The organism is Vreelandella indica, assembly GCF_037070225.1.
GTDB lineage: Bacteria > Pseudomonadota > Gammaproteobacteria > Pseudomonadales > Halomonadaceae > Vreelandella > Vreelandella arctica.
Genome location: NZ_JBANSO010000004.1, coordinates 87,804 through 108,049 on the forward strand (window position 1 = coordinate 87,804; position 20,246 = coordinate 108,049).

The 20,246-nt window shown below is 55.0% G+C and carries 17 protein-coding genes and 4 tRNA genes; 6 read left to right on the forward strand and 15 right to left on the reverse strand.

Going from position 1 to position 20,246, the window contains the following annotated elements; genetic code table 11:
* Positions 1–9 precede the first annotated feature (9 nt).
* The 13 genes from rpoB to V8L71_RS04025 form a co-directional block, all read right to left on the reverse strand.
* A complete protein-coding gene (gene rpoB / locus V8L71_RS03965; protein ID WP_336273238.1) occupies positions 10–4,086 on the reverse strand; it encodes a DNA-directed RNA polymerase subunit beta in 4,077 nt (1,358 codons plus the stop codon).
* Between the two features lie 269 nt (positions 4,087–4,355).
* On the reverse strand, positions 4,356–4,724 hold the full coding sequence (rplL, locus tag V8L71_RS03970; RefSeq protein ID WP_008959176.1) for a 50S ribosomal protein L7/L12: 369 nt from the start codon (positions 4,722–4,724) through the stop codon (positions 4,356–4,358).
* 127 nt (positions 4,725–4,851) lie between these two features.
* Positions 4,852–5,358: a 50S ribosomal protein L10 gene (rplJ, locus tag V8L71_RS03975; protein WP_008959177.1), complete on the reverse strand. Its 507-nt coding sequence runs from the start codon at positions 5,356–5,358 to the stop codon at positions 4,852–4,854.
* A gap of 325 nt (positions 5,359–5,683) precedes the next feature.
* Positions 5,684–6,376 carry a 50S ribosomal protein L1 gene (rplA, locus tag V8L71_RS03980; RefSeq protein ID WP_336273239.1) on the reverse strand — a complete coding sequence of 231 codons (693 nt, stop codon included), beginning with the start codon at positions 6,374–6,376 and terminating at the stop codon, positions 5,684–5,686.
* Between the two features lie 2 nt (positions 6,377–6,378).
* Entirely contained in the window at positions 6,379–6,810 is a 432-nt protein-coding gene (gene rplK, locus V8L71_RS03985; RefSeq protein ID WP_007112017.1) for a 50S ribosomal protein L11, read from the reverse strand.
* Positions 6,811–6,919: 109 nt separating this feature from the next.
* The gene (nusG, locus tag V8L71_RS03990; RefSeq protein ID WP_008959178.1) at positions 6,920–7,453 is read right to left on the reverse strand and encodes a transcription termination/antitermination protein NusG; all 534 of its coding nucleotides are present in this window, start codon (positions 7,451–7,453) and stop codon (positions 6,920–6,922) included.
* An 8-nt stretch (positions 7,454–7,461) separates the two neighbouring features.
* Positions 7,462–7,845: a preprotein translocase subunit SecE gene (gene secE, locus V8L71_RS03995; protein ID WP_035564017.1), complete on the reverse strand. Its 384-nt coding sequence runs from the start codon at positions 7,843–7,845 to the stop codon at positions 7,462–7,464.
* Between the two features lie 74 nt (positions 7,846–7,919).
* Positions 7,920–7,995: transfer RNA gene (locus V8L71_RS04000), tRNA-Trp, on the reverse strand.
* 234 nt (positions 7,996–8,229) lie between these two features.
* Positions 8,230–8,304, reverse strand: a tRNA-Thr gene (locus V8L71_RS04005).
* A gap of 13 nt (positions 8,305–8,317) precedes the next feature.
* Positions 8,318–8,391, reverse strand: a tRNA-Gly gene (locus V8L71_RS04010).
* Between the two features lie 135 nt (positions 8,392–8,526).
* Positions 8,527–8,610, reverse strand: a tRNA-Tyr gene (locus V8L71_RS04015).
* A 151-nt stretch (positions 8,611–8,761) separates the two neighbouring features.
* The gene (locus V8L71_RS04020) at positions 8,762–9,601 is read right to left on the reverse strand and encodes a type III pantothenate kinase (RefSeq protein ID WP_008959180.1); all 840 of its coding nucleotides are present in this window, start codon (positions 9,599–9,601) and stop codon (positions 8,762–8,764) included.
* Complete coding sequence (locus tag V8L71_RS04025; RefSeq protein ID WP_336273240.1) at positions 9,598–10,593, reverse strand: biotin--[acetyl-CoA-carboxylase] ligase; 996 nt, start codon at positions 10,591–10,593, stop codon at positions 9,598–9,600. The genes V8L71_RS04020 and V8L71_RS04025 overlap by 4 nt, the downstream gene beginning before the upstream one ends.
* Positions 10,594–10,828: 235 nt before the next feature.
* Between V8L71_RS04025 and typA the strand changes: the two genes are divergently transcribed.
* From typA to V8L71_RS04055, 6 genes are all read left to right on the forward strand, one after another.
* Positions 10,829–12,679 (forward strand): translational GTPase TypA, encoded by a 1,851-nt coding sequence (gene typA / locus V8L71_RS04030; RefSeq protein ID WP_336273241.1) that lies wholly within the window; start codon positions 10,829–10,831, stop codon positions 12,677–12,679.
* A gap of 272 nt (positions 12,680–12,951) precedes the next feature.
* Positions 12,952–14,397 (forward strand): sodium-dependent transporter, encoded by a 1,446-nt coding sequence (locus V8L71_RS04035; protein WP_336273242.1) that lies wholly within the window; start codon positions 12,952–12,954, stop codon positions 14,395–14,397.
* Positions 14,398–14,447: 50 nt separating this feature from the next.
* On the forward strand, positions 14,448–15,224 hold the full coding sequence (locus V8L71_RS04040) for an ABC transporter ATP-binding protein (protein WP_336273243.1): 777 nt from the start codon (positions 14,448–14,450) through the stop codon (positions 15,222–15,224).
* 70 nt (positions 15,225–15,294) lie between these two features.
* Positions 15,295–16,014 (forward strand): ABC transporter ATP-binding protein, encoded by a 720-nt coding sequence (locus tag V8L71_RS04045; protein WP_176303398.1) that lies wholly within the window; start codon positions 15,295–15,297, stop codon positions 16,012–16,014.
* Positions 16,015–16,030: 16 nt separating this feature from the next.
* Complete coding sequence (locus V8L71_RS04050; protein WP_336273244.1) at positions 16,031–17,035, forward strand: branched-chain amino acid ABC transporter permease; 1,005 nt, start codon at positions 16,031–16,033, stop codon at positions 17,033–17,035.
* Positions 17,035–18,360: a branched-chain amino acid ABC transporter permease gene (locus V8L71_RS04055; RefSeq protein ID WP_336273245.1), complete on the forward strand. Its 1,326-nt coding sequence runs from the start codon at positions 17,035–17,037 to the stop codon at positions 18,358–18,360. The genes V8L71_RS04050 and V8L71_RS04055 overlap by 1 nt, the downstream gene beginning before the upstream one ends.
* A 258-nt stretch (positions 18,361–18,618) precedes the next feature.
* Here the strand turns inward: V8L71_RS04055 and V8L71_RS04060 are convergent, their stop codons facing one another.
* Together V8L71_RS04060 and V8L71_RS04065 are read right to left on the reverse strand one after the other, a co-directional pair.
* Positions 18,619–19,827, reverse strand: a complete 1,209-nt coding sequence (locus tag V8L71_RS04060; protein ID WP_336273246.1) for an ABC transporter substrate-binding protein — start codon at positions 19,825–19,827, stop codon at positions 18,619–18,621.
* Between the two features lie 119 nt (positions 19,828–19,946).
* Entirely contained in the window at positions 19,947–20,192 is a 246-nt protein-coding gene (locus V8L71_RS04065; RefSeq protein WP_336273247.1) for a hypothetical protein, read from the reverse strand.
* Between the last annotated feature and the right edge of the window lie 54 nt (positions 20,193–20,246).

Sequence of the window (20,246 nt, forward strand, 5' to 3'; positions counted from 1 at the left end):
GGACGGCTCCTAGCTCTCTAACTCGATATCGATGCCCAGCGAGCGGATTTCCTTCACCAGTACGTTGAAGGATTCCGGCATGCCTGCCTGCATGGTGTGGTCGCCATCCACGATGTTTTTATACATCTTGGTGCGGCCTTCGACGTCGTCCGACTTGACGGTGAGCATCTCTTGTAGCGTGTATGCGGCGCCGTATGCTTCCAACGCCCACACTTCCATCTCACCGAAGCGCTGACCACCGAATTGCGCCTTACCACCCAAGGGCTGCTGGGTAACCAGCGAGTAAGAACCGGTAGAACGCGCGTGCATCTTGTCGTCTACCAAGTGGTTAAGCTTCAACATGTACATGTAGCCGACGGTAACCGGACGATCAAAGGCGTCACCGGTACGGCCATCGAACAGGGCCATCTGACCCGATTCAGGGATGTCCGCCAGCTTCAGCAGGTGTTTGATTTCGTGCTCTTTGGCACCGTCAAACACCGGCGTGGCCATCGGCACACCACCTTTGAGGTTCTTCGCCAGAGCGATAATCTCATCGTCGGTCAGGGAATCGAGATCTTCAACACGCGTACCTTGCGTATTGTAGATCTGCCCCAGGAAGTCACGAATCTCCGCGACTTGCTGACCGCGTGCGTCGCGCAGCATGGCTTCGATCTTGACGCCCAAGCCACGTGCCGCCATACCCAAGTGGGTTTCAAGAATCTGACCGACGTTCATACGCGACGGTACACCCAGCGGGTTCAGCACCACGTCGACCGGCTCACCCTTCTCATCAAACGGCATGTCTTCGATCGGCATAATTGCCGAGATAACACCTTTATTACCGTGACGACCCGCCATCTTGTCGCCTGGCTGGATGCGACGCTTAACCGCCATATAGACTTTGACGATTTTCAGCACGCCCGGAGCAAGGTCATCGCCCTGGGTCAGCTTGCGCTTCTTATCTTCAAAGCGCTCATCCATCTCTTTACGACGGTTTTCAAGCTGCTCGTCGGCCTGAGCCAACAACTCATTGTAGGACTCATCCTGCATGCGCAGTTTGAACCACTGCTGACGCGGCAGCTCATCCAGGTACGCCTCGTCTAGCACGTCGCCTTTTTTGAGGTTCGGGCCGCCATTGACAGCTTGGCCATCAAGGGTGCGCTGTAGGCGCTCAAACGTGGCGTCTTCAGCAATCCGGTACGTCTCTTGCAGATCCTTACGCACTTCATCAAGCTGCGTACGCTCAATGGATAGTGCGCGAGAGTCTTTATCAACGCCGTCACGAGTAAACACCTGAACGTCGATGACCGTACCTTTCATGCCGGTCGGGGCACGCAGGGAAGTATCTTTAACGTCAGACGCTTTCTCACCAAAGATGGCACGCAACAGCTTCTCTTCTGGCGTTAACTGGGTTTCACCCTTCGGTGTCACCTTACCGACCAGAATGTCGCCGGGGCCAACTTCAGCACCGATGTAAACAACGCCCGCCTCATCCAGTTTGGAAAGCGCAGACTCACCCACGTTCGGGATATCGGAGGTAATCTCTTCCGAGCCCAACTTGGTGTCGCGAGACACACAGGTCAGTTCCTGAATGTGGATCGTCGTGAAACGGTCTTCTTGCACGACCCGCTCGGAAAGCAGGATCGAGTCCTCGAAGTTGTAACCGTTCCAGGGCATAAATGCGATGCGCATGTTCTGGCCAAGGGCCAGGTCACCCATGTCGACAGACGGGCCGTCGGCGAGAATATCGCCACGCGCCACGTTGTCACCAGGCCGCACGATGGGGCGCTGGTTCATACAGGTGTTCTGGTTCGAGCGGGTGTACTTGGTCAGGTTGTAGATATCAACACCGGCTTCACCGCCGATAATTTCATCTTCATTAACCCGTACCACCACACGACGCGCATCCACGGAATCAATCACGCCGCCGCGATTGGCCACCGCACAGACGCCGGAGTCACGGGCAACAAAGCGCTCCATGCCCGTACCTACCAACGGCTTATCAGCACGCAGGGTCGGCACCGCCTGACGCTGCATGTTAGAACCCATCAAGGCACGGTTGGCGTCATCGTGCTCCAGGAACGGAATCAATGCCGCTGCGACGGAGACGACTTGACGTGGCGATACGTCCATTAGCGTCACTTGCTCAGGACGCATAAAGGTCGTTTCACCGCGGTGACGAACCTGAACCAGGTCATCACTTAGTTTGTTGGACTCATCTACCGCTGCTGACGCCTGGGCGATAACAAAGTCGCCCTCTTCGATCGCCGAGAGGTGAACGATATCGTCGGTCAACTGACGATCAACCACTTTACGGTACGGCGTTTCAAGGAAACCGTAGCTGTTAGTGTGGCTGTAGGTGGCCAGCGAGTTAATCAGACCGATGTTCGGGCCTTCTGGCGTTTCGATTGGGCATAGACGCCCGTAGTGCGTGGCGTGAACGTCACGTACTTCGAAGCCAGCGCGCTCACGGGTCAAACCACCGGGGCCGAGTGCAGACACACGACGCTTGTGGGTCACTTCCGAAAGCGGGTTGTTCTGATCCATGAATTGAGAAAGCTGGCTGGAACCGAAGAACTCTTTCACCGCGGCCGCAACCGGCTTGGCGTTGATCAAGTCTTGCGGCATCAGGCCTTCGCTTTCCGCCATGGAAAGACGCTCTTTCACGGCGCGCTCAACACGCACCAAGCCAACGCGGAACTGGTTCTCGGCCATTTCGCCCACACAGCGAATACGACGGTTACCCAGGTGATCGATATCGTCAACGTCACCGAAGCCGTTACGGATATTGATCAGCTCGCGCAGCACATCCAGGATGTCCTTGCGATCCAGTACGCCGGAGCCCGTGTCAGTATCACGGCGCAGGCGACGGTTGAACTTCATGCGACCAACGCCAGAGAGGTCGTAACGGTCTTCAGAGAAGAACAGGTTGTTAAACAGCGTCTCGGCTGACTCTTTAGTCGGCGGCTCACCGGGGCGCATCATGCGGTAAATTTCGACTAACGCTTCAAGCGCGGAATTAGTCGCATCCAGCTTCAGGGTGTCGGAAATGAAGGAACCGCAGTCAAGATCGTTGGTGTAGAGCGTTTCGACCAGGGTAATACCGCCCTGCGCCATGCGCTCAAGCACTTCTGGCGTGATCTCGGTGTTACACGGACAGATCAGTTCGCCTGTTTTAGAGTCGATTTGATCTTTGGCCAGGGTTTTGCCGAACAGGTACTCCATCGGCACATCCAGACGCTCAAGGCCGGCTTTTTCAAGCTGACGAATGTGCTTCTGGGTAATCCGACGTCCTTCTTCAACGATCACATTACCTTCGCCATCTTTGATGTCGAAAGTAGCCGTCTCGCCGCGCAGACGCGACGGCACCAGTTCCACAGAGAAACCGGATTTCTCAATGTGGAAGACACTGGTTTCAAAGAACTCGGCCAGGATCTCTTCGGTGTTCATCCCCAGCGCACGCATCAGTACCGACGCCGGCAGTTTGCGGCGACGGTCAATACGTACAAAGACGTTGTCTTTGGGGTCAAACTCAAAGTCTAACCAAGAACCACGGTAAGGAATCACGCGGGCTGAATAGAGCAGCTTACCTGAAGAGTGGCTCTTGCCTTTGTCATGATCGAAGAACACACCGGGCGAGCGGTGGAGCTGGGAAACGATAACCCGCTCAGTACCGTTGATAACAAAGGTACCGTTCTCGGTCATCAGGGGGATTTCCCCCATGTAGACTTCCTGCTCTTTAATATCTTTGATTGCTTTGTTTGAGGAGTCGCGATCATAGATGATCAAGCGAACCTTAACGCGCAGCGGGGCGGAATAAGTGACGCCGCGCAGCTGGCACTCCTTAACATCGAACGCCGGCGTGCCGAAGCGGTAGCTGACATACTCAAGCGCCGCATTACCGGAGAAGCTCTCAATCGGAAACACGGACTTAAAAGCCGCGTGCAAACCGACTTCGTGACGCTCGTCGGGCGAACGATCTTGCTGGAGGAAGTCGTAATAGGAATCAAGCTGGATCGCCAGCAAGTAAGGCACATCCATCACTTGGGGCAGTTTGCCGAAATCCTTGCGGATGCGTTTTTTCTCAGTATATGAGTAAGCCATCTGTATTCCCCAGCTTGTTCACCATGGGTGACCGATGCGTGGTCATCGCTGCCCGGCGGGCTTCGTCAGACACAGACAGCAAGCTCCTAAATCGGTAGCTCGCCGTCGAAAATCTAGTTCGATAACACTGTAGTCGATAACACTATTTCTACGTTTCTATTGCGACTGCGATAATGAAACATCAGTTGCAACAGAAAAAGGCCGGCAGCGGGATATCCCGCCGCCAGCCGTGGAAGCTTACGCAGCGCGTAAAGCCGTCCGCACAATAATTACTTGAGCTCGACGGTTGCGCCCGCTTCTTCCAGCTTAGCTTTAGCTGCTTCAGCGTCGTCCTTAGACAGACCTTCTTTGATGGTCGCCGGAGCGCCGTCAACAGCACCTTTAGCTTCTTTCAAGCCAAGGCCAGTGATCTCACGTACTGCTTTGATCACGTTAACTTTCTTGTCGCCAGCAGCGGTCAGAACGACGTCAAATTCAGTCTGTTCTTCAGCTACTTCGCCACCAGCAGCCGGGCCAGCCATTACGGCAGCCGCTGCAGAAACGCCGAATTTCTCTTCCATTGCTTCGATCAGCTCGACAACTTCCATTACGGACATGTCGGCTACAGCATTGATGATATCGTCTTTAGACAGTGCCATTGTTTCATTCCTAACTTTGCGGGAGTCTCGGTCAGCCGAGGACTCAGGATTCATTGCTCGGTTCAAGCAGCGCGTTGATGATGGCTTATACCGTCATACCGTTTACGCCGCCTGCAAGAAACGCTGCTTAAGCAGCTTCGGCTTCTTGCTTCTGGTCGCGCAGAGCGGCCAGAGTACGAACCAGCTTGCCAGCGGAGGCTTCTTTCATTACCGACATCAACTTGGCAATTGCTTCGTCGTAAGTCGGTAGGGTTGCCAGACGGTCGATGTCAGCAGCCGGAATCAGCTCACCTTCGTAGGCCAACGCTTTTACTTCGAAGTTCTTATCCGTTTTGGCGAACTCTTTGAACAAACGAGCGGCAGCGCCCGGATGATCAGTAGAGAAAGCCAACAACGTAGGACCAACGAAGCTATCGTTTAAGCACTCCCACTGAGTGCCCTCGAGAGCGCGGCGAGCCAGCGTATTACGAACAACACGCAGCTCTACACCATTCTCACGCGCTTGCTTGCGCAGATCGGTCATTTTACCAACCGTAACGCCGCGAGAATCAGCAACTACGACGGAGAGTGCGCCCTTGGCCGCTTCACTGACCTCGGCAACAATCGCTTTCTTGCCTTCAAGTGCTAGTGGCACAGTGATCACTCCTTCGTGCCGGAACCCAAGAAGGTTCCGGTGGTTACCATCTCTTCCTGCCCTGCCTTGCAAAAAGCGCTGCAGCGCGGGAAGCCTTGGGGATGGTGCTCACCAGAAAGCTTTAAGCTTAACCAACTGGCGGCCACACCATCTGCGCAGGCGCTTCTAGGGCAATTAAGCCGCCCCTGTATATACAAAATGCTAAATGTACATACTAAGCGCGGCACCTGCGGTCTTTGACGATGCCCCGGCCAGTTTCAATAACCAAACGGGGGACCGCAAAGTTCTTGCTCGGTTCCTAAAAGAAAACCAACGATAACTCGCTTTACACGAAAGCAGAGTGATCGATTGTTAAACCCGGGCCCATGGTAGTGGACAGAGTCATTTTCTTGAAGTAAATGCCTTTAGACGCGCTCGGCTTGAGGCGCTTCAGGTCAGCAACCAGGGCTTCCAGGTTGCCGTTAATCGCTGCCACGTCAAAATCCACTTTACCCAGGGTAGTGTGGATGATGCCGTTTTTATCAGTACGGAAACGCACTTGGCCCGCTTTGGCATTTTTAACCGCTGTCGCCACATCAGGCGTTACGGTGCCAACTTTCGGGTTAGGCATCAGGCCACGCGGACCCAGGATCTGGCCCAACTGACCAACAACGCGCATGGCATCTGGCGAAGCTATAACGACGTCAAAATCCATCACGCCTTTTTTCACTTGCTCAGCCAAGTCGTCCATACCTACGATGTCGGCACCGGCTTCTTTAGCGGCATCGGCATTGGCACCCTGGGTGAAGACCGCAACGCGTACATCTTTACCCGTACCGTTAGGCATGACGGTAGCGCCACGCACAACTTGGTCAGATTTACGCGGGTCAACGCCAAGGTTGATAGCGACATCAACTGACTCTTTGAATTTAACCGTAGACAGCTCGGAGAGCAGCGCTACCGCTTCTTCAATAGAGTAGGATTTGGTGGCGTCTACTTTTTCGCGAATAATTTTCGCACGCTTAGATAGTTTAGCCATGATCAGAGACCCTCCACGTTTAGGCCCATGCTGCGAGCACTGCCAGCAATGGTGCGCACAGCGGCATCAAGATTCGCAGCCGTTAAATCTGGCTCTTTCGTTTTGGCGATCTCTTCGAGCTGTTCACGCGTCACGGTGCCGACTTTCTTCTTGTTCGGCTCACCAGAACCGGACTTGATACCAGCAGCTTTCTTCAGCAGCACGGCAGCAGGCGGCGTCTTAGTGACGAACGTGAAGCTACGGTCAGAGTAGACAGTGATCACGACTGGCGTCGGCAGACCCGGCTCAATTTCTTGAGTCGCTGCGTTAAACGCCTTACAGAATTCCATGATGTTCACGCCGTGCTGACCCAGCGCTGGGCCTACCGGCGGACTTGGATTGGCTTTACCTGCAGCAACCTGCAGTTTGATATAAGCCTGTACTTTCTTGGCCATCGTTTATGCTCCAATTGGGTAATAGCGCCCGAAGGCTCCCCGGTACCAGCAAGACGACTTTTGAGTCGTCTTACGCGAATCAAAACTTACGCTTTCTCAACCTGAGAGATTATTCTTTCTCAACCTGAGAGAACTCTAACTCAACAGGTGTAGAGCGCCCGAAGATCAGTACGCTGACATGCAGGCGGCTCTTTTCATAATTAACTTCTTCGACAACACCATTGAAATCGGCAAACGGCCCGTCAACAACGCGCACTGACTGGCCCGGCTCAAACATCGTTTTGGGACGCGGCTTATCAGTACCATCCTTAACGCGCAACAAAATTGCATCTGCTTCGCGAGAAGTGATTGGCGCTGGCTTCTCTTTTGTTCCACCGATAAAGCCCATAACACGCGGCGTCTCATTGACGAGGTGCCATGTTTCGTCGGCCATTTCCATCTCGACCAATACGTAGCCGGGATAAAATTTGCGCTCGCTCTTGCGTCGCTTGCCGTCACGCATTTCAACGACTTCTTCGGTCGGCACCAGAATTTCGCCAAAGCGATCTTCCATACCGTACATTTTCACACGCTCTATCAAAGAGCGCATGACATGCTTTTCAAAGCCGGAATAAGCGTGAACGACATACCAACGTTTGGACATGAAAGCTCCTAACCAATGACGCCGGACATCGCCCAGCCAAGAAGAGTGTCGATCAACCACAGCATCAGCCCCACCACCAGAACCGCCACTAGCACGATAGCAGTGGTTTGGATGGTTTCGGCACGGGTCGGCCATACAACGCGCTGAATCTCTTTCTTGGCGCTTCTGGCAAGCTCTACTAAATCACGACCTTTGGTAGTAGTTAGCGCGATCAAACCCGCAATCACACATAACACCACTACACCTAGCACGCGGTAGAGCAGGCCAATATCGGCGAAATAGGTATTACCAACGACAGCAATGACAAGCAGCGCTACGACCGCCGCCCATTTGAGCCCGTCATGGCGCGTCTGTTGCACCTCGGCGCCATGTTTTACAGAACCAGGCTTCATAAAAACGAGACTCCTCAAGGGTGCGGCGAACGATAAAAGAATTTTGGAAAAAGACATACCAACCTGGGGAAGGTTGGCAGGCCAGGAGGGAATCGAACCCCCAACCTGCGGTTTTGGAGACCGCTGCTCTGCCAATTGAGCTACTGGCCTGTATCGTCGTACTGGCTTTCTATACCAATTTTTTACTTCAACTATCTGTCTATCAATCTACATCAACCAACTACACCTATTGATAAGCGTCTTTTCAACCGCCTATACAACAGCGGGCGCCATGGTAGCGAAAAACGCCACTTCTGACAACCCCTTCTTTACGCTCAGACGCTATTTTATACCACCTGAACGCAGAGACAAAAAAAGCGAGCTTCGCTCGCTTTATCTGCAATATGGAGCTCATGGACGGAATTGAACCGTCGACCTCACCCTTACCAAGGGTGTGCTCTACCCCTGAGCTACATGAGCTAAACACATCAACTGGAGCGGGCGGCGGGAATCGAACCCGCACCATCAGCTTGGAAGGCTGAGGTTCTACCGTTGAACTACGCCCGCAGAACCTGTCTTGAATGACAATCCGCTACGCGCCGCCTTATAGCTCCTTACCTTCTACCAAGCTATAAATCGTAGACAATGCCCGCTACCGGCTTTTCATTCAGCCGCACCGATTAAATCGTTGCAGCTTAATTCTGGTGGAGAGAGAAGGATTCGAACCTTCGAAGCTTTCGCGGCAGATTTACAGTCTGCTCCCTTTGGCCACTCGGGAATCTCTCCAACGTGGCGGCACATTATGCCAGCCCTCAAAAATGTGTCAAGCCTGATAATCGTCTTAGCTATTAAAAGCTTAGCTTACCAACACTTTCAACATTAATGCATTCTACATGGCAAGACACTCACGCCTCGCCTTCGAACGCGCTGCATTCTGTCAAAGCAGCATTGAGAATGCAAGCCCCGCACGAATCTTTTCGAGCGACACAGGCTCCGGCACTCGCGGCGCGCCTGACATTTTGCCTGCACGCTCAGCAAAGGTCATTGGAAAACAGGCCTCTAAACCGCCATAAACCATGTCCGGCCACACGGCATGAGGCACTTGCACCCCCCGCGAGACAACCCGGGCATCGCCACCGGTTAATAGCATTGGCAGCGCCACCCCTTGCTGGTCACAGACTTCACTATAGATGCGATTAATCGCGCTGACGGCCGCCATGTAGATACCATGATTGACGGCATCAACTGTACGCCGCCCTGGCTCTAGCAATTCATCCGCCTCGCTTTCTGGGTCGATGGCCACATTGCGGGTGCCTAGCTTCAAGCTCTCCTTCATCAGGCGCAGCCCTGGGATAATAAAGCCACCAAGATGGCTACCGCCCGGCAACACAAAGTCGATAGTAATGGCACTGCCACAATCCACCGCACAGCAACCGCCCGCTAACTGATAGCCCGCCAGCGCCCCCATCCACCGATCAACGCCTAAGCGCCCTGGCTCCTCATAGCCGTTGACGACCCCCAGCGCTTCATGGGTTGAGTGTGCCACGTGCACATGACGCACCCGGCGACGCAGTAAAGCAACCGTCTCTTCCAGCACGGCCGCCCTGGCCACGCTTGAAATACGCACAGCCTCCACTACATCAAGATCCGGGATGTCAGCCCCTGGTCGCCACTCTTCACGGGTCCATACCGCCCCGCGCGATCGTATCTCGCTACTCTCGGCATCCTTGAGCCGCCATTTTGACAGCGTGTTGCCGATATCAAGGTCCAGAATCATAAACGCCTGCGTACGCTGATCTCACCGCCGGCTAGGCGTCGCGAGTGACCATTTTCGGTAACCCAAAGGTTACCACTCTTATCTACTTCCCCAGCGATGGCATCGCTGGTCTGCTGCCCTTGGATCACCCGAATAGGCAGTCCTGCATAAGCATGACGTTGATTCCACTCATCCTGCCAGGCGCTAAAGCCAACGCGCTCAAAGTCAGCCAGCATCGCCAATAGACCGGCTACAACATCGGAGGCCAGCTGATTACGCGAGATATCCGGCAACCGCTCGAACAGCGCCGCAACCGGCTGATCAATGGCGGCTCGCTGAGCCGCAGGCAGCCACAAATTCATGCCCATGCCGATCACCACCTCGCAGGGACCTGCCGCATCCCCGGTGACTTCAATAAGAATGCCGGCCAGCTTGCCAAGCTCGTCGCTGGCAGCATCGCCCTGCTCGGAGAGCAAGATATCGTTGGGCCATTTTAACTTGGGCGCCACGCCATGCTGCTCTAGCACCTGAGCCACTACAACCCCGACGGCCAAACTCAGGCCTTCAAGCACCGCGATGCCAGATTCAAAGCGCCAGCCTAGCGAGAGCATTAAACTCTGCCCCCACGGCGTCGACCAGACACGACCGCGCCGCCCACGCCCTGCCGTTTGCAGCTCAACCAAGCACACTTCACCATGCCCTGCGCCCTGCTCAAAGCGCTGACGCAAATACTCATTGCTGGAAGGTAACTGATCTTCAACAAACAGGCGTGCGAGGTAATGGCGTGCCTGAGCAGGCAAACGCTCGACGATTTTGGCGCCCTCCAAAGGCTCCAACCGCTGCGCTAATCGATAGCCACGTCCTTTAACGGCGACTAGCTCAACGCCCAGCGCCTCCAGTTTTTTTAACTGCTTCCACACCGCAGCACGAGAAATACCCAGCGTTTCACCCAGCTGCTCGCCAGAGTGAACCTCGCCATCGCTTAACAAACGCATCAGGTTGCCGATGGTCATGCTCCTGCCCCAATGGGAAAAGCGCTATTCTAGCGGATGGAGGTTCGCTGCGAAAACTTTCCTGAGGGCGACCAAGGTCGATAAGCGCTCCAGTAATATCAGCGAAGCCTTCGACATGCTAGAATAGCCGCTGGACGCAAGCCCTGAGCCAAGATGGTCGGCAAATTGCCAGCCCTTGCGACCCGCATTTTCCGACCCGTGGACAAACGGGTGTTCACAAGAGTTCTCTCTCAGCATGCAAAACCAGCAAAATTCCAGCGCGGTTAATAACCTGCGCAACGTCGCGATCATAGCCCACGTTGACCATGGTAAAACCACTCTGGTCGACAAACTCCTGAGCCAGTCCGGCACTCTTGACCGTAAAGCAGAAGGTCAAGAGCGCATCATGGACTCAAACGATCAGGAAAAAGAGCGTGGCATTACCATTTTGGCCAAGAACACGGCCATTCAATGGCAAGACAGCCAAGGGAACGACTACCACATCAACATTGTGGATACGCCTGGGCACGCCGATTTCGGTGGTGAAGTTGAGCGCGTCATGTCGATGGTTGATTCGGTCCTACTTCTTGTAGATGCCGTTGATGGCCCGATGCCGCAAACGCGCTTCGTGACGCAAAAAGCATTCGCCCAAGGCCTGAAGCCCATCGTGGTCGTCAACAAAATTGACCGCCCCGGTGCACGCCCTGACTGGGTTATCGACCAGATTTTTGATCTGTTCGACAACCTGGGCGCTTCCGACGAACAGCTCGATTTCCCGATCATTTACTGCTCTGCCTTGAACGGCATTGCCGGTATGGATCCTGAAGAATTGGCCGACAACATGGACCCCATGTTCCAAGCCATCGTCGATATCGTCGAGCCACCCAAGGTGGAACTCGACGGCCCTTTCCAGATGCAGATTTCGGCACTGGATTACAACAGCTATGTGGGTGTCATCGGCCTGGGTCGCATCAAGCGTGGCGCGGTAAAACCGAACCAGCAGATCTCGGTGATTGGCGTTGACGGCAATGTGCGTAAAGGCAAAATCGGTCAGGTCATGACCCATATGGGTCTGGAGCGCGTTCAGACCAACGAAGCAACCGCTGGCGATATCGTCTGCATCACCGGCATTGATGATCTGGCGATTTCCGATACGCTGTGCGATCCGGCCAATGTTGCAGCGCTCCCCCCGCTGTCCGTTGACGAACCCACCGTGTCGATGACCTTCCAGGTCAACGACTCACCGTTCGCCGGTAAAGATGGCAAGTTCGTGACCAGCCGTAATATCAAGGATCGTCTTGATCAAGAGCTGATTCACAACGTGGCGCTGCGCGTTGAACAGGGCGAAACCCCTGAGAAATTCAAGGTGTCTGGCCGTGGCGAACTGCACCTATCGGTGTTGATCGAAACCATGCGCCGTGAAGGCTTTGAGCTGGCCGTCGGCCGCCCAGAAGTCATCATCAAAGAGATTGACGGTGAGAAGCAGGAACCTTACGAAGAAGTCATCATCGACTGTGAAGAGCAGCACCAGGGCTCAATCATGGAAGAGCTGGGCTACCGTAAAGGTGAAATGACCAACATGCTGCCGGACGGTAAAGGACGGGTTCGCCTCGACTTCATCATTCCGGCCCGCGGCTTGATCGGTTTCCGTGGCCAGTTTCTGACCCTGACCTCCGGCACCGGCATTCTCACCAGCCGTTTCGATCACTACGGCCCGCTGAAGCCTGAAGCGTCCATCGAACGTCGTAATGGCGTGCTGGTCTCCATGGTCGACGGTAAAGCTCTCGCCTACGCCCTGTATGCACTGCAAGAGCGCGGCAAGCTGATTATTGATCACGCCACGGAAGTTTACGAAGGCATGCTGATCGGGATCAACAACCGTGCTAACGACATGGTAGTGAACCCCACCAAGGGTAAGAAGCTCGACAACATGCGCTCTACCGGCAACGATGAAAACATCGTGTTAACCCCGCCGGTTAAGTTCTCTCTGGAGCAGGCGATTGAGTTTCTCGATTCCGATGAACTCGTCGAAGTCACGCCGGCGCATATCCGCCTGCGTAAAAAGCTGCTGAAAGAGACCGAGCGTAAGCGTTACAGCAAGAAGTAACCCGCTCCAAGCAGTGAGTACCCAAAAAACCCGCGCAAGCGGGTTTTTTTATGTCGATTCGAAACCCACCGAACACTCGTTTAACACTGTCAGCAGCTTGCCAAGCAGCCCACTAAACGCAGCCTAAACGTTACGGTGCTGGAAAGGCGGCGCGTTCTATCGCACAGTAACGCTAAATTCAGCACGCCCAATGCACGCTGTCATCACTATATTCATACAATTGTTTGGATACCTATCCCCATCCTGACACCCAAACACGGACACTCTTACCCATGAGCGGTCAAAACGTCTGGACGCATAAAGGTACTTTTCTACTCGCGGCGGTTGGCTCCGCCGTTGGCCTGGGCAATCTGTGGCGATTCCCTTACCTCACCGGTGAAAATGGCGGTGGTGCCTTTATTTTGGTCTACGCGCTGACCATTTTCGCGGGGGGTATCCCCATTCTAATTGCGGAGATCATGCTCGGGCGCACCAGCCGCCGAAGCCCGATTATGGGGATGCGCCACCTGACCAAAACCCACGGCACATCACGCGCCTGGGAAACCATCGGCTGGCTGGGCGCCGCCTCGGCGTTCTTGATCTTAAGCTTTTACTCGGTCATCGCCGGCTGGGCGATTCACTATACTTGGCTGATGCTGACCGGTTCACTGGTCGGTGCCGACGCACAAACCATCAGCGATGGCTTCGACGCCCTGTTGGCAGCCCCCGGCCTGATGACGCTCTATCACACCTTGTTTATCGCCTTTTCTGCGCTGATTGTCGGCATGGGAATCCATAAAGGCATCGAGTCGGGCCTGCGCATTATGATGCCCGCGCTGTTCGTGATTCTGCTGGTGGTGCTGGCCTACGGTGTGGTTAATGGCGATGTGGGCGCCGCCGCCCGTTTTCTGTTTACTTTCAATATCGCCGACCTGAGCCTTGAAGGCTGGCTGCAGGCCATGGGTCAGTCGTTCTTTACCCTGAGCTTAGGCATGGGAGCGATCATGGCCTACGGCGCTTACATGCCCAGTGACGTATCGCTGACCCGCACCGCCTTTGCCGTTGCCATTGTTGATACCGCTGTGGCGATGGTCGCTGGCCTGGCCATTTTTGCTCTGGTGTTTGGTGCCGGGTTGGAAACAGGCCAAGGCCCTGGGCTGATGTTTGTCACCCTGCCACTGGCCTTCGCGGAGATGCCATTTGGCGCGCTGGTCGGCGGCGTGTTCTTTATCCTGGTACTGGGCGCCGCCATCAGCTCCTCCATTTCGCTGATCGAGCCCGTCGCGGCATTTTTGGTAGAGCGCTTTGATATGACTCGCCCCCAGGCCGTTACGATTATGGTGATTGCCGCCTGGGCAATGGGCCTATTAACGGTTGTCAGCTTTAACGTGTGGGCCGAAGGGACGATATTCCATAGCCTGTTTGGGCGTAGCGCCTTTGAATTTATCGAGCTACTCACCAATATCTTCATGCCGGTGGGCGGCCTGCTGATTGCCCTGTTTGCAGGCTGGGCGCTGACCCAAAGCGAAGTCATGAAAGAGCTGGGCTCTACGGTCACGTGGTTTAAAGTCTGGCGGTTGCTAGTGCGCTTTGTGGCCCCCGCCGCTGTCGCCTTTGTGTTTTTACGCACCATTCCTCAAGTAGAGGGCTATCTCATTCCCACCCTAGGCGCGCTGCTAATTGTCGGCGCGTTTGCCGCCAGCCAGCGGTGGCTTAAAAAGCCACGACAAACAACTTGATAACAATGCGCAGGCGGCTTATATAGCCGCCTGCATCGCGTGGAGACACCATGAACCCTCTTATTGATGTACAGCGAGTCAACAAAGCGTTCGGCGGCTTACAGGTGATTAACGACTGCTCCATTCAGGTGGAAAAGGGCTCAATTACCGGCATGATCGGCCCCAATGGCGCAGGCAAATCAACCCTGTTCAATCTTATTGCCGGCTCCCTGGCGCCCGACAGCGGTCACGTTCTACTGGATGGAGAAGACATTACGACGCTCAGCGCCGACCAACGGTTTCATAGGGGCTTACTGCGCACCTTCCAGATCGCCCACGAGTTCAGCCAGATGAGCGCGCTGGAAAACCTGATGATGGTACCGCCCAAGCAAGCCGGTGAAGACCTTTTCAGCGCTTGGCTAAAGCCTGGCAAGGTACGTCGGGAAGAAGCCGAGGTACGTCGCCGAGCACTAGAGGTAATTGATTTCGTCGGGCTACACCATGTGCGTAATGAATTGGCGGGCAATTTATCCGGCGGGCAGAAAAAGCTTTTAGAGCTTGGCCGCACCATGATGACAGATGCCAAGGTAGTGCTGCTTGACGAAATCGCCGCCGGGGTGAACCGCACCCTGCTGGGCGATTTGATCGGCAATATCGAGCGACTCAACCGTGAGATGGGCTACACCTTTCTCGTCATCGAGCACGATATGGAGATGATAGCCCGGCTCTGCGACCCGGTGATCGTGCTCGCCCAGGGTAGCGTGATGGTAGAAGGCCACATCAACGAGATTCAAAATAACCCTGAGGTAATCGAAGCCTACTTTGGCACCGATGCCGCTTTAGGGTGACCGTTCGCTACTCACCAATGACTACAATGATGTCGCTTTACGTAAGTGACCTTGCTGAGAAACTTTGCTTATGTCATCAACAACCAGGCCATTAATCGACGCGCGCGATGTGCACGGCGGCTATGGCGGCATGAACATTCTTAACGGGGTTAACATGACGCTGGAGGCCGATGAGGTCGGTGTCATCGTTGGCCCCAACGGGGCTGGCAAATCCACCATGCTAAAAGCGATCTTTGGTCTACTGTATGTCAGTCAGGGCGAGATACTGCTTAATGGCCAGCCGATCCAGAATTTACCCCCCAACCAGTTGGTACAACGTGGCATGGGTTTTGTCCCCCAGGAGAAGAACGTTTTCCCGAGCCTTTCGGTGCAGGAAAACCTGGAGATGGGCGCCTTTTTAAAGCCGCAGAACGTTAAGCGCATGCTGGCTCAGGTGTATGAGTTTTTCCCACCGCTGTATGAAAAACGCCGTCAGCCCGCCGGTGAGCTCTCCGGTGGGCAGCGCCAAATGGTTGCCATGGGGCGCGCTTTGATGGCCGAGCCGAGCCTGCTGTTACTTGATGAGCCCACCGCGGGACTGTCGCCCCTCTACATGCATGAAATCTTTGACCGCGTCAAACAGATCAACGCCGCAGGCGTGGGCATTTTGATGGTGGAACAGAACGCCAAGCAGGCGCTAGCGATCGCCGATAAGGGTTTTGTACTGGCCGCTGGCCAAAACCGCTTTACCGATACTGGGGCTGCGTTACTCGCCGACCCGGACGTCGCCAAAAGCTTTTTGGGCGGTTAGCCCCAGGGAGAAACATGTGAACGAACTGGCTTTTTTCATTAATAATGTGGTGATTTCGGGCAGCGTGAGCGGCTCCATTTACGCTATTGGTGCCATTGGCGTAACGCTGATTTTCAGCATCATGCGCTTTGCCCATTTTGCCCACGCCGACATGATGACTTTCGGTGCCTTTATGGTGCTACTGCTCACCACGCTGTTCCCGGCGGCAGGCGCCAGCCTTGGCGTGCCGACGGGGGTCTTGATGCTGCCGCTGGCGATGCTGCTCACCGCCGTCTTGGCTGTAGGGATCGACAAAACCTTTTATAAGCCGCTGCGTGCTCATGGGGTAAAGCCCATCGTGCTGGTGATTGGCTCGCTAGGTGTGACGTTGATTTTGCAGGGGCTGATCCGCCTGTTTTCCGGCACCGGTGGGCAGAGTCTTTATGTGGATGACCGCAAAGAAATCTTTCGCCTTGCGCTGCCCTTCGAGGGCGCCCGCGCGCCGATTGTCATCACCGAACCGCAGATTTATCTGTTTGTGATTACCATCATTGCTGTCGTCGCACTCCACCTTTTCCTTAACCGTTCGCGACTGGGTAAGGCGATGCGCGCCATGTCGGATAACCCTGAACTGGCCCAGGCATCGGGCATTAACACCAATACCATTGTGGCAGTGACCTGGATGATTGCAGGAGCGCTAGCCGCCATCGCTGGCACGCTGCTTTCCCTGGACGTCACCTTCAAGCCCGACTTGAGCTTCTTCCTGCTGCTGCCTATTTTTGCCGCTGCCATTGTCGGCGGTGTTGGCCACCCTTATGGCGCCATTGCTGGCGGCTTTGTGGTCGGTTTTGCCGAAACACTGGCGGTGTTTAACTGGAATGTTCTACTTCGCCCCTTCCAGGAAAGCTTCCCCGCGTGGCTGGAACTGCCGTCAAATCTCGCCTTCGTGGGCACGGAGTACAAGATTGTAGTGCCGTTTTTCATTCTGATAGCCATTCTGGTGTGGCGCCCCACCGGACTGTTCAAGGGCAAGATGATCTAATGAGCCATTCAGCTAAAACACGCAACCCTGCCTACACGCCCCAAGACGCAACGCCAACTCGCCGGTTTCCGCTGCGTGAATTGTTCCTGTTTGGCGTGTTGCTGGCGGCCATTCTGGCGGTTTATGCCCTCATGGGCGCAGCATACAGCACGCGAATGCTCGTTGAAGCCGCTTGTTATGCCATCCTCGCGTTGGGATTAACCATTCAGTGGGGCTATGCCGGGCAGTTCAATGCCGGTGTGATGGGGTTTGTCGCCCTAGGCGGCTTCTGTGCGATGCTCTTCAGCGTTCCGGTTAACGAGGCCTTCTGGGGCACCGCGCTACCCGGCGAACTAGGCCGTGTGCTGTTGTATGGTGTGGCCGCCACTCTGCTGATCGTCGCTGTTAGCAAACTGGATCGCCTGGGCATGCCCAAGCCCCTACGTACGCTTATCGTAGTCGTGTTAGGCCTTGTGCTTTATCTCGCGGTGATTAGCCAGCTACGTGAAGTTACTGATGCGATTGAGAGCCAGGCAGGCTTTGTCGGCGGGCTAGGATTACCGCCCTGGACCGGCTGGATTGTGGGTGGCGCGCTGGCCGGTGGCGTCGGTTACTTTATTGGTCATATCTGCCTGGGCTTACGCAGCGATTATCTGGCCATTGCCACCCTCGGCATTGCCGAGATCATCAAGGCGTTTTTAAAGAATTCCGACTGGCTGACCCGCGGCACCGCCACGGTGTCGCCGTTACCCTGGCCTACCCCAGGGCCTGCTGAACTGGGGTTTACGCTCTCCCGCGCCATCTACCTTTCGTTTACAGCGTTGATCATTGCAGTGATCTTCTTTCTGCTTAATCGCGCTTACAACGCCCCATGGGGCCGTATGATTCGAGCGATTCGCGATAACGAAGTGTCCGCTGCCGCCATGGGCAAAGATATCAACAAGCGTCGCCTGGAGATTTTCGTGCTGGGCTGCATTCTGATGGGCTTGGGCGGTGGCATACTGGGCACTTTTAACAGCCTCTTTGACCCTCAGGGCTATTTGCCGCTCAACCATACCTTCTTGGTGCTGGTGATGGTGATTCTTGGCGGGCCGGGCAACAACCTGGGCACTATTTTCGGCGCGGTGGCGGTGTATATCATCTGGATTATGTCTGAGCCGCTGGCGCTATTTTTGATGCAGCTAGCGGTGGCGTTTGGGGAGGGTACGTTTGGTTGGGATGCCCCAAGCAATATGGATAGCCGCGCCTTGCAGGCACGGGTACTGGTGATTGGCTTGCTAATTACCATGGTGCTGCGTTTTGCGCCCAAAGGGCTGCTGCCTGAGAAAGTCAAAAGCCATAGCTGATCCTCTCAAATGCTGCCCCATATAAAAACAGGGCTAATGACGGCCTTTCAAAAACTCTCGATACCGAGTGTGAGGGCTGATTGAAGCGAGGGTCTTTTGTCATGGATGACAAAAGTAGCGCCCACGGATGGGTTCACAGCGCCCTCGCGGAAACCTGCCCTCAGCACGGTGGCGTGCAGATTGCCAACTACGATAACCCAACAATAAGAATGCCCGGCTGAAACCAGCCGGGCATTCTTTTCATACTAAGCCTAAAAATTAAAGATCAACCTGACCTTTACTGGTAAAGGTGCCGTCTTCTACAGCCATTTCTACCACCACGCCCGGAACATCTCCGTTGTCGTCAAACTCATGCGAGCCAGACGCGCCTTCGTAGTTGATGTCGGTACCCGCGGCAATCAACTCAACCGCTTTCTCCCATTCGCCGGGCAGAATAACCTCACCGGGGGCAGTGGCGACGCTGCGCAGCGCTTCGGAAAGCCCTTCACGGTCAGCGCTGCCGTTTTGCTCAATCGCCAGCGCGATCAGGAAAGCAGCATCGTAAGCCTGGGCGGCAAACACGGCAGTGGGATCCAGCTCAGCAGCTTCGGCGGCTTCGATAAAGATATCGGTGCCAGGCAGGTCAGGACTGCCGGGACGCGTGGCAATCATACCGTCCAGCACGTCCGCACCGATGGCTTCAATCAGGCTATCGCCGACCATGCCGTCAGCGCCTACGTACTGGGTAAACATGCCGCTTTCATAGGCTTGACGCAGTACCGTTTGACCCGACGTATCGGCATAAGCCAACACTACCAGTGTTTCAACGCCACTCACTGAAAGCGAACCTAACTCAGAACGATAATCCGCGCGGTTATCTTCATGGGCAAGATTCTCAGTGATCTGACCACCGCCCGACTCAAATGCAGCGCTAAAGGCGTCCGAAAGCCCCTGACCGTAGTCGTTGTTCACGTAGGTAACGGCGACTTCATCAATGCCTTTTTCAAGCAGCAGCTTCGCGAGCATCTCCCCCTGGAAAGCGTCTGACGGTACGGTGCGGAACACCAGATCATTATCGTCCAGTTCTGATACGGCAGGCGCCGTAGAGGCAGGCGAGACCATCAATACGCCACCAGGAATGGCCGCATTGTTGGCTGCAGCAATGGTTGCACCCGTACATAGGGCACCCACAATTGCCGTCACATTTTCAGAATTCACCATCCGGTCAGCGGCGTTTGAGGCGGCCGATGCATCCGAACAGGTGGTATCGCCGGACGGCATCTCCAACGTTTGGCCATCTAGAATACCGCCCTGCTCATTGACCTGTTCAACGGCTAGCTGCGCCCCTGCAAAAATCGATGGCGTTAAACTTTCGATTCCCCCGGTAAAGCCGCCCAAGAAGCCAACTTTGACCTCTGCCTGTGCGAATCCCGTCATTGCCAGGGTGGAGGCCGCCACAGCAGTGGCTAATGCGCGCTTATTGATCATATTATTTGTCGCTCCCAGTGTCGTAAGAGATGATGCATTTTTTTAGTATGCCTCAGCGATCAATCACTAAGGCTGCTATTAATCTGGAACTGGAACACCAAAAACACAAGCAACGCTTTCTAACGCTCGTCGTCTTCCTCTAGAAAGCGCCTGCGTTCAGCAAGCTGCTTCTGAAGGCGCTTGTGGCGATAAAACCGCACCAGCGCAATCGTTAACGCGGTAACCAGCATCGCAGCCAACACCCAACCCTGCCAGGGGCGAGCGGCGTTACCCATCACCGTTTCCAACGTAATTATCAGCATTAAGCCAATCGCCTGGGAGCCGATCGCTAGCGCGCGCAGTCTATCAAAAGCGGGTGGGGGCATAACGTCTCCGTAATTTGTAGCTCGCATGGTATGGTCTGCCAGTGTACCTGCTTC

Bases quoted from the DNA above. Each gene is read 5' to 3' on its own strand.
- rpoB (WP_336273238.1), bottom strand. From the start codon at position 4,086: ATGGCTTACTCATATACTGAGAAAAAACGCATCCGCAAGGATTTCGGC.
- rplL (WP_008959176.1), bottom strand. From the start codon at position 4,724: ATGGCACTGTCTAAAGACGATATCATCAATGCTGTAGCCGACATGTCC.
- rplA (WP_336273239.1), bottom strand. From the start codon at position 6,376: ATGGCTAAACTATCTAAGCGTGCGAAAATTATTCGCGAAAAAGTAGAC.
- rplK (WP_007112017.1), bottom strand. From the start codon at position 6,810: ATGGCCAAGAAAGTACAGGCTTATATCAAACTGCAGGTTGCTGCAGGT.
- nusG (WP_008959178.1), bottom strand. From the start codon at position 7,453: ATGTCCAAACGTTGGTATGTCGTTCACGCTTATTCCGGCTTTGAAAAG.
- secE (WP_035564017.1), bottom strand. From the start codon at position 7,845: ATGAAGCCTGGTTCTGTAAAACATGGCGCCGAGGTGCAACAGACGCGC.
- V8L71_RS04020 (WP_008959180.1), bottom strand. From the start codon at position 9,601: ATGATTCTGGACCTTGATATCGGCAACACGCTGTCAAAATGGCGGCTC.
- V8L71_RS04025 (WP_336273240.1), bottom strand. From the start codon at position 10,593: ATGACCATCGGCAACCTGATGCGTTTGTTAAGCGATGGCGAGGTTCAC.
- typA (WP_336273241.1), top strand. From the start codon at position 10,829: ATGCAAAACCAGCAAAATTCCAGCGCGGTTAATAACCTGCGCAACGTC.
- V8L71_RS04035 (WP_336273242.1), top strand. From the start codon at position 12,952: ATGAGCGGTCAAAACGTCTGGACGCATAAAGGTACTTTTCTACTCGCG.
- V8L71_RS04040 (WP_336273243.1), top strand. From the start codon at position 14,448: ATGAACCCTCTTATTGATGTACAGCGAGTCAACAAAGCGTTCGGCGGC.
- V8L71_RS04045 (WP_176303398.1), top strand. From the start codon at position 15,295: ATGTCATCAACAACCAGGCCATTAATCGACGCGCGCGATGTGCACGGC.
- V8L71_RS04055 (WP_336273245.1), top strand. From the start codon at position 17,035: ATGAGCCATTCAGCTAAAACACGCAACCCTGCCTACACGCCCCAAGAC.
- V8L71_RS04060 (WP_336273246.1), bottom strand. From the start codon at position 19,827: ATGATCAATAAGCGCGCATTAGCCACTGCTGTGGCGGCCTCCACCCTG.
- V8L71_RS04065 (WP_336273247.1), bottom strand. From the start codon at position 20,192: ATGCCCCCACCCGCTTTTGATAGACTGCGCGCGCTAGCGATCGGCTCC.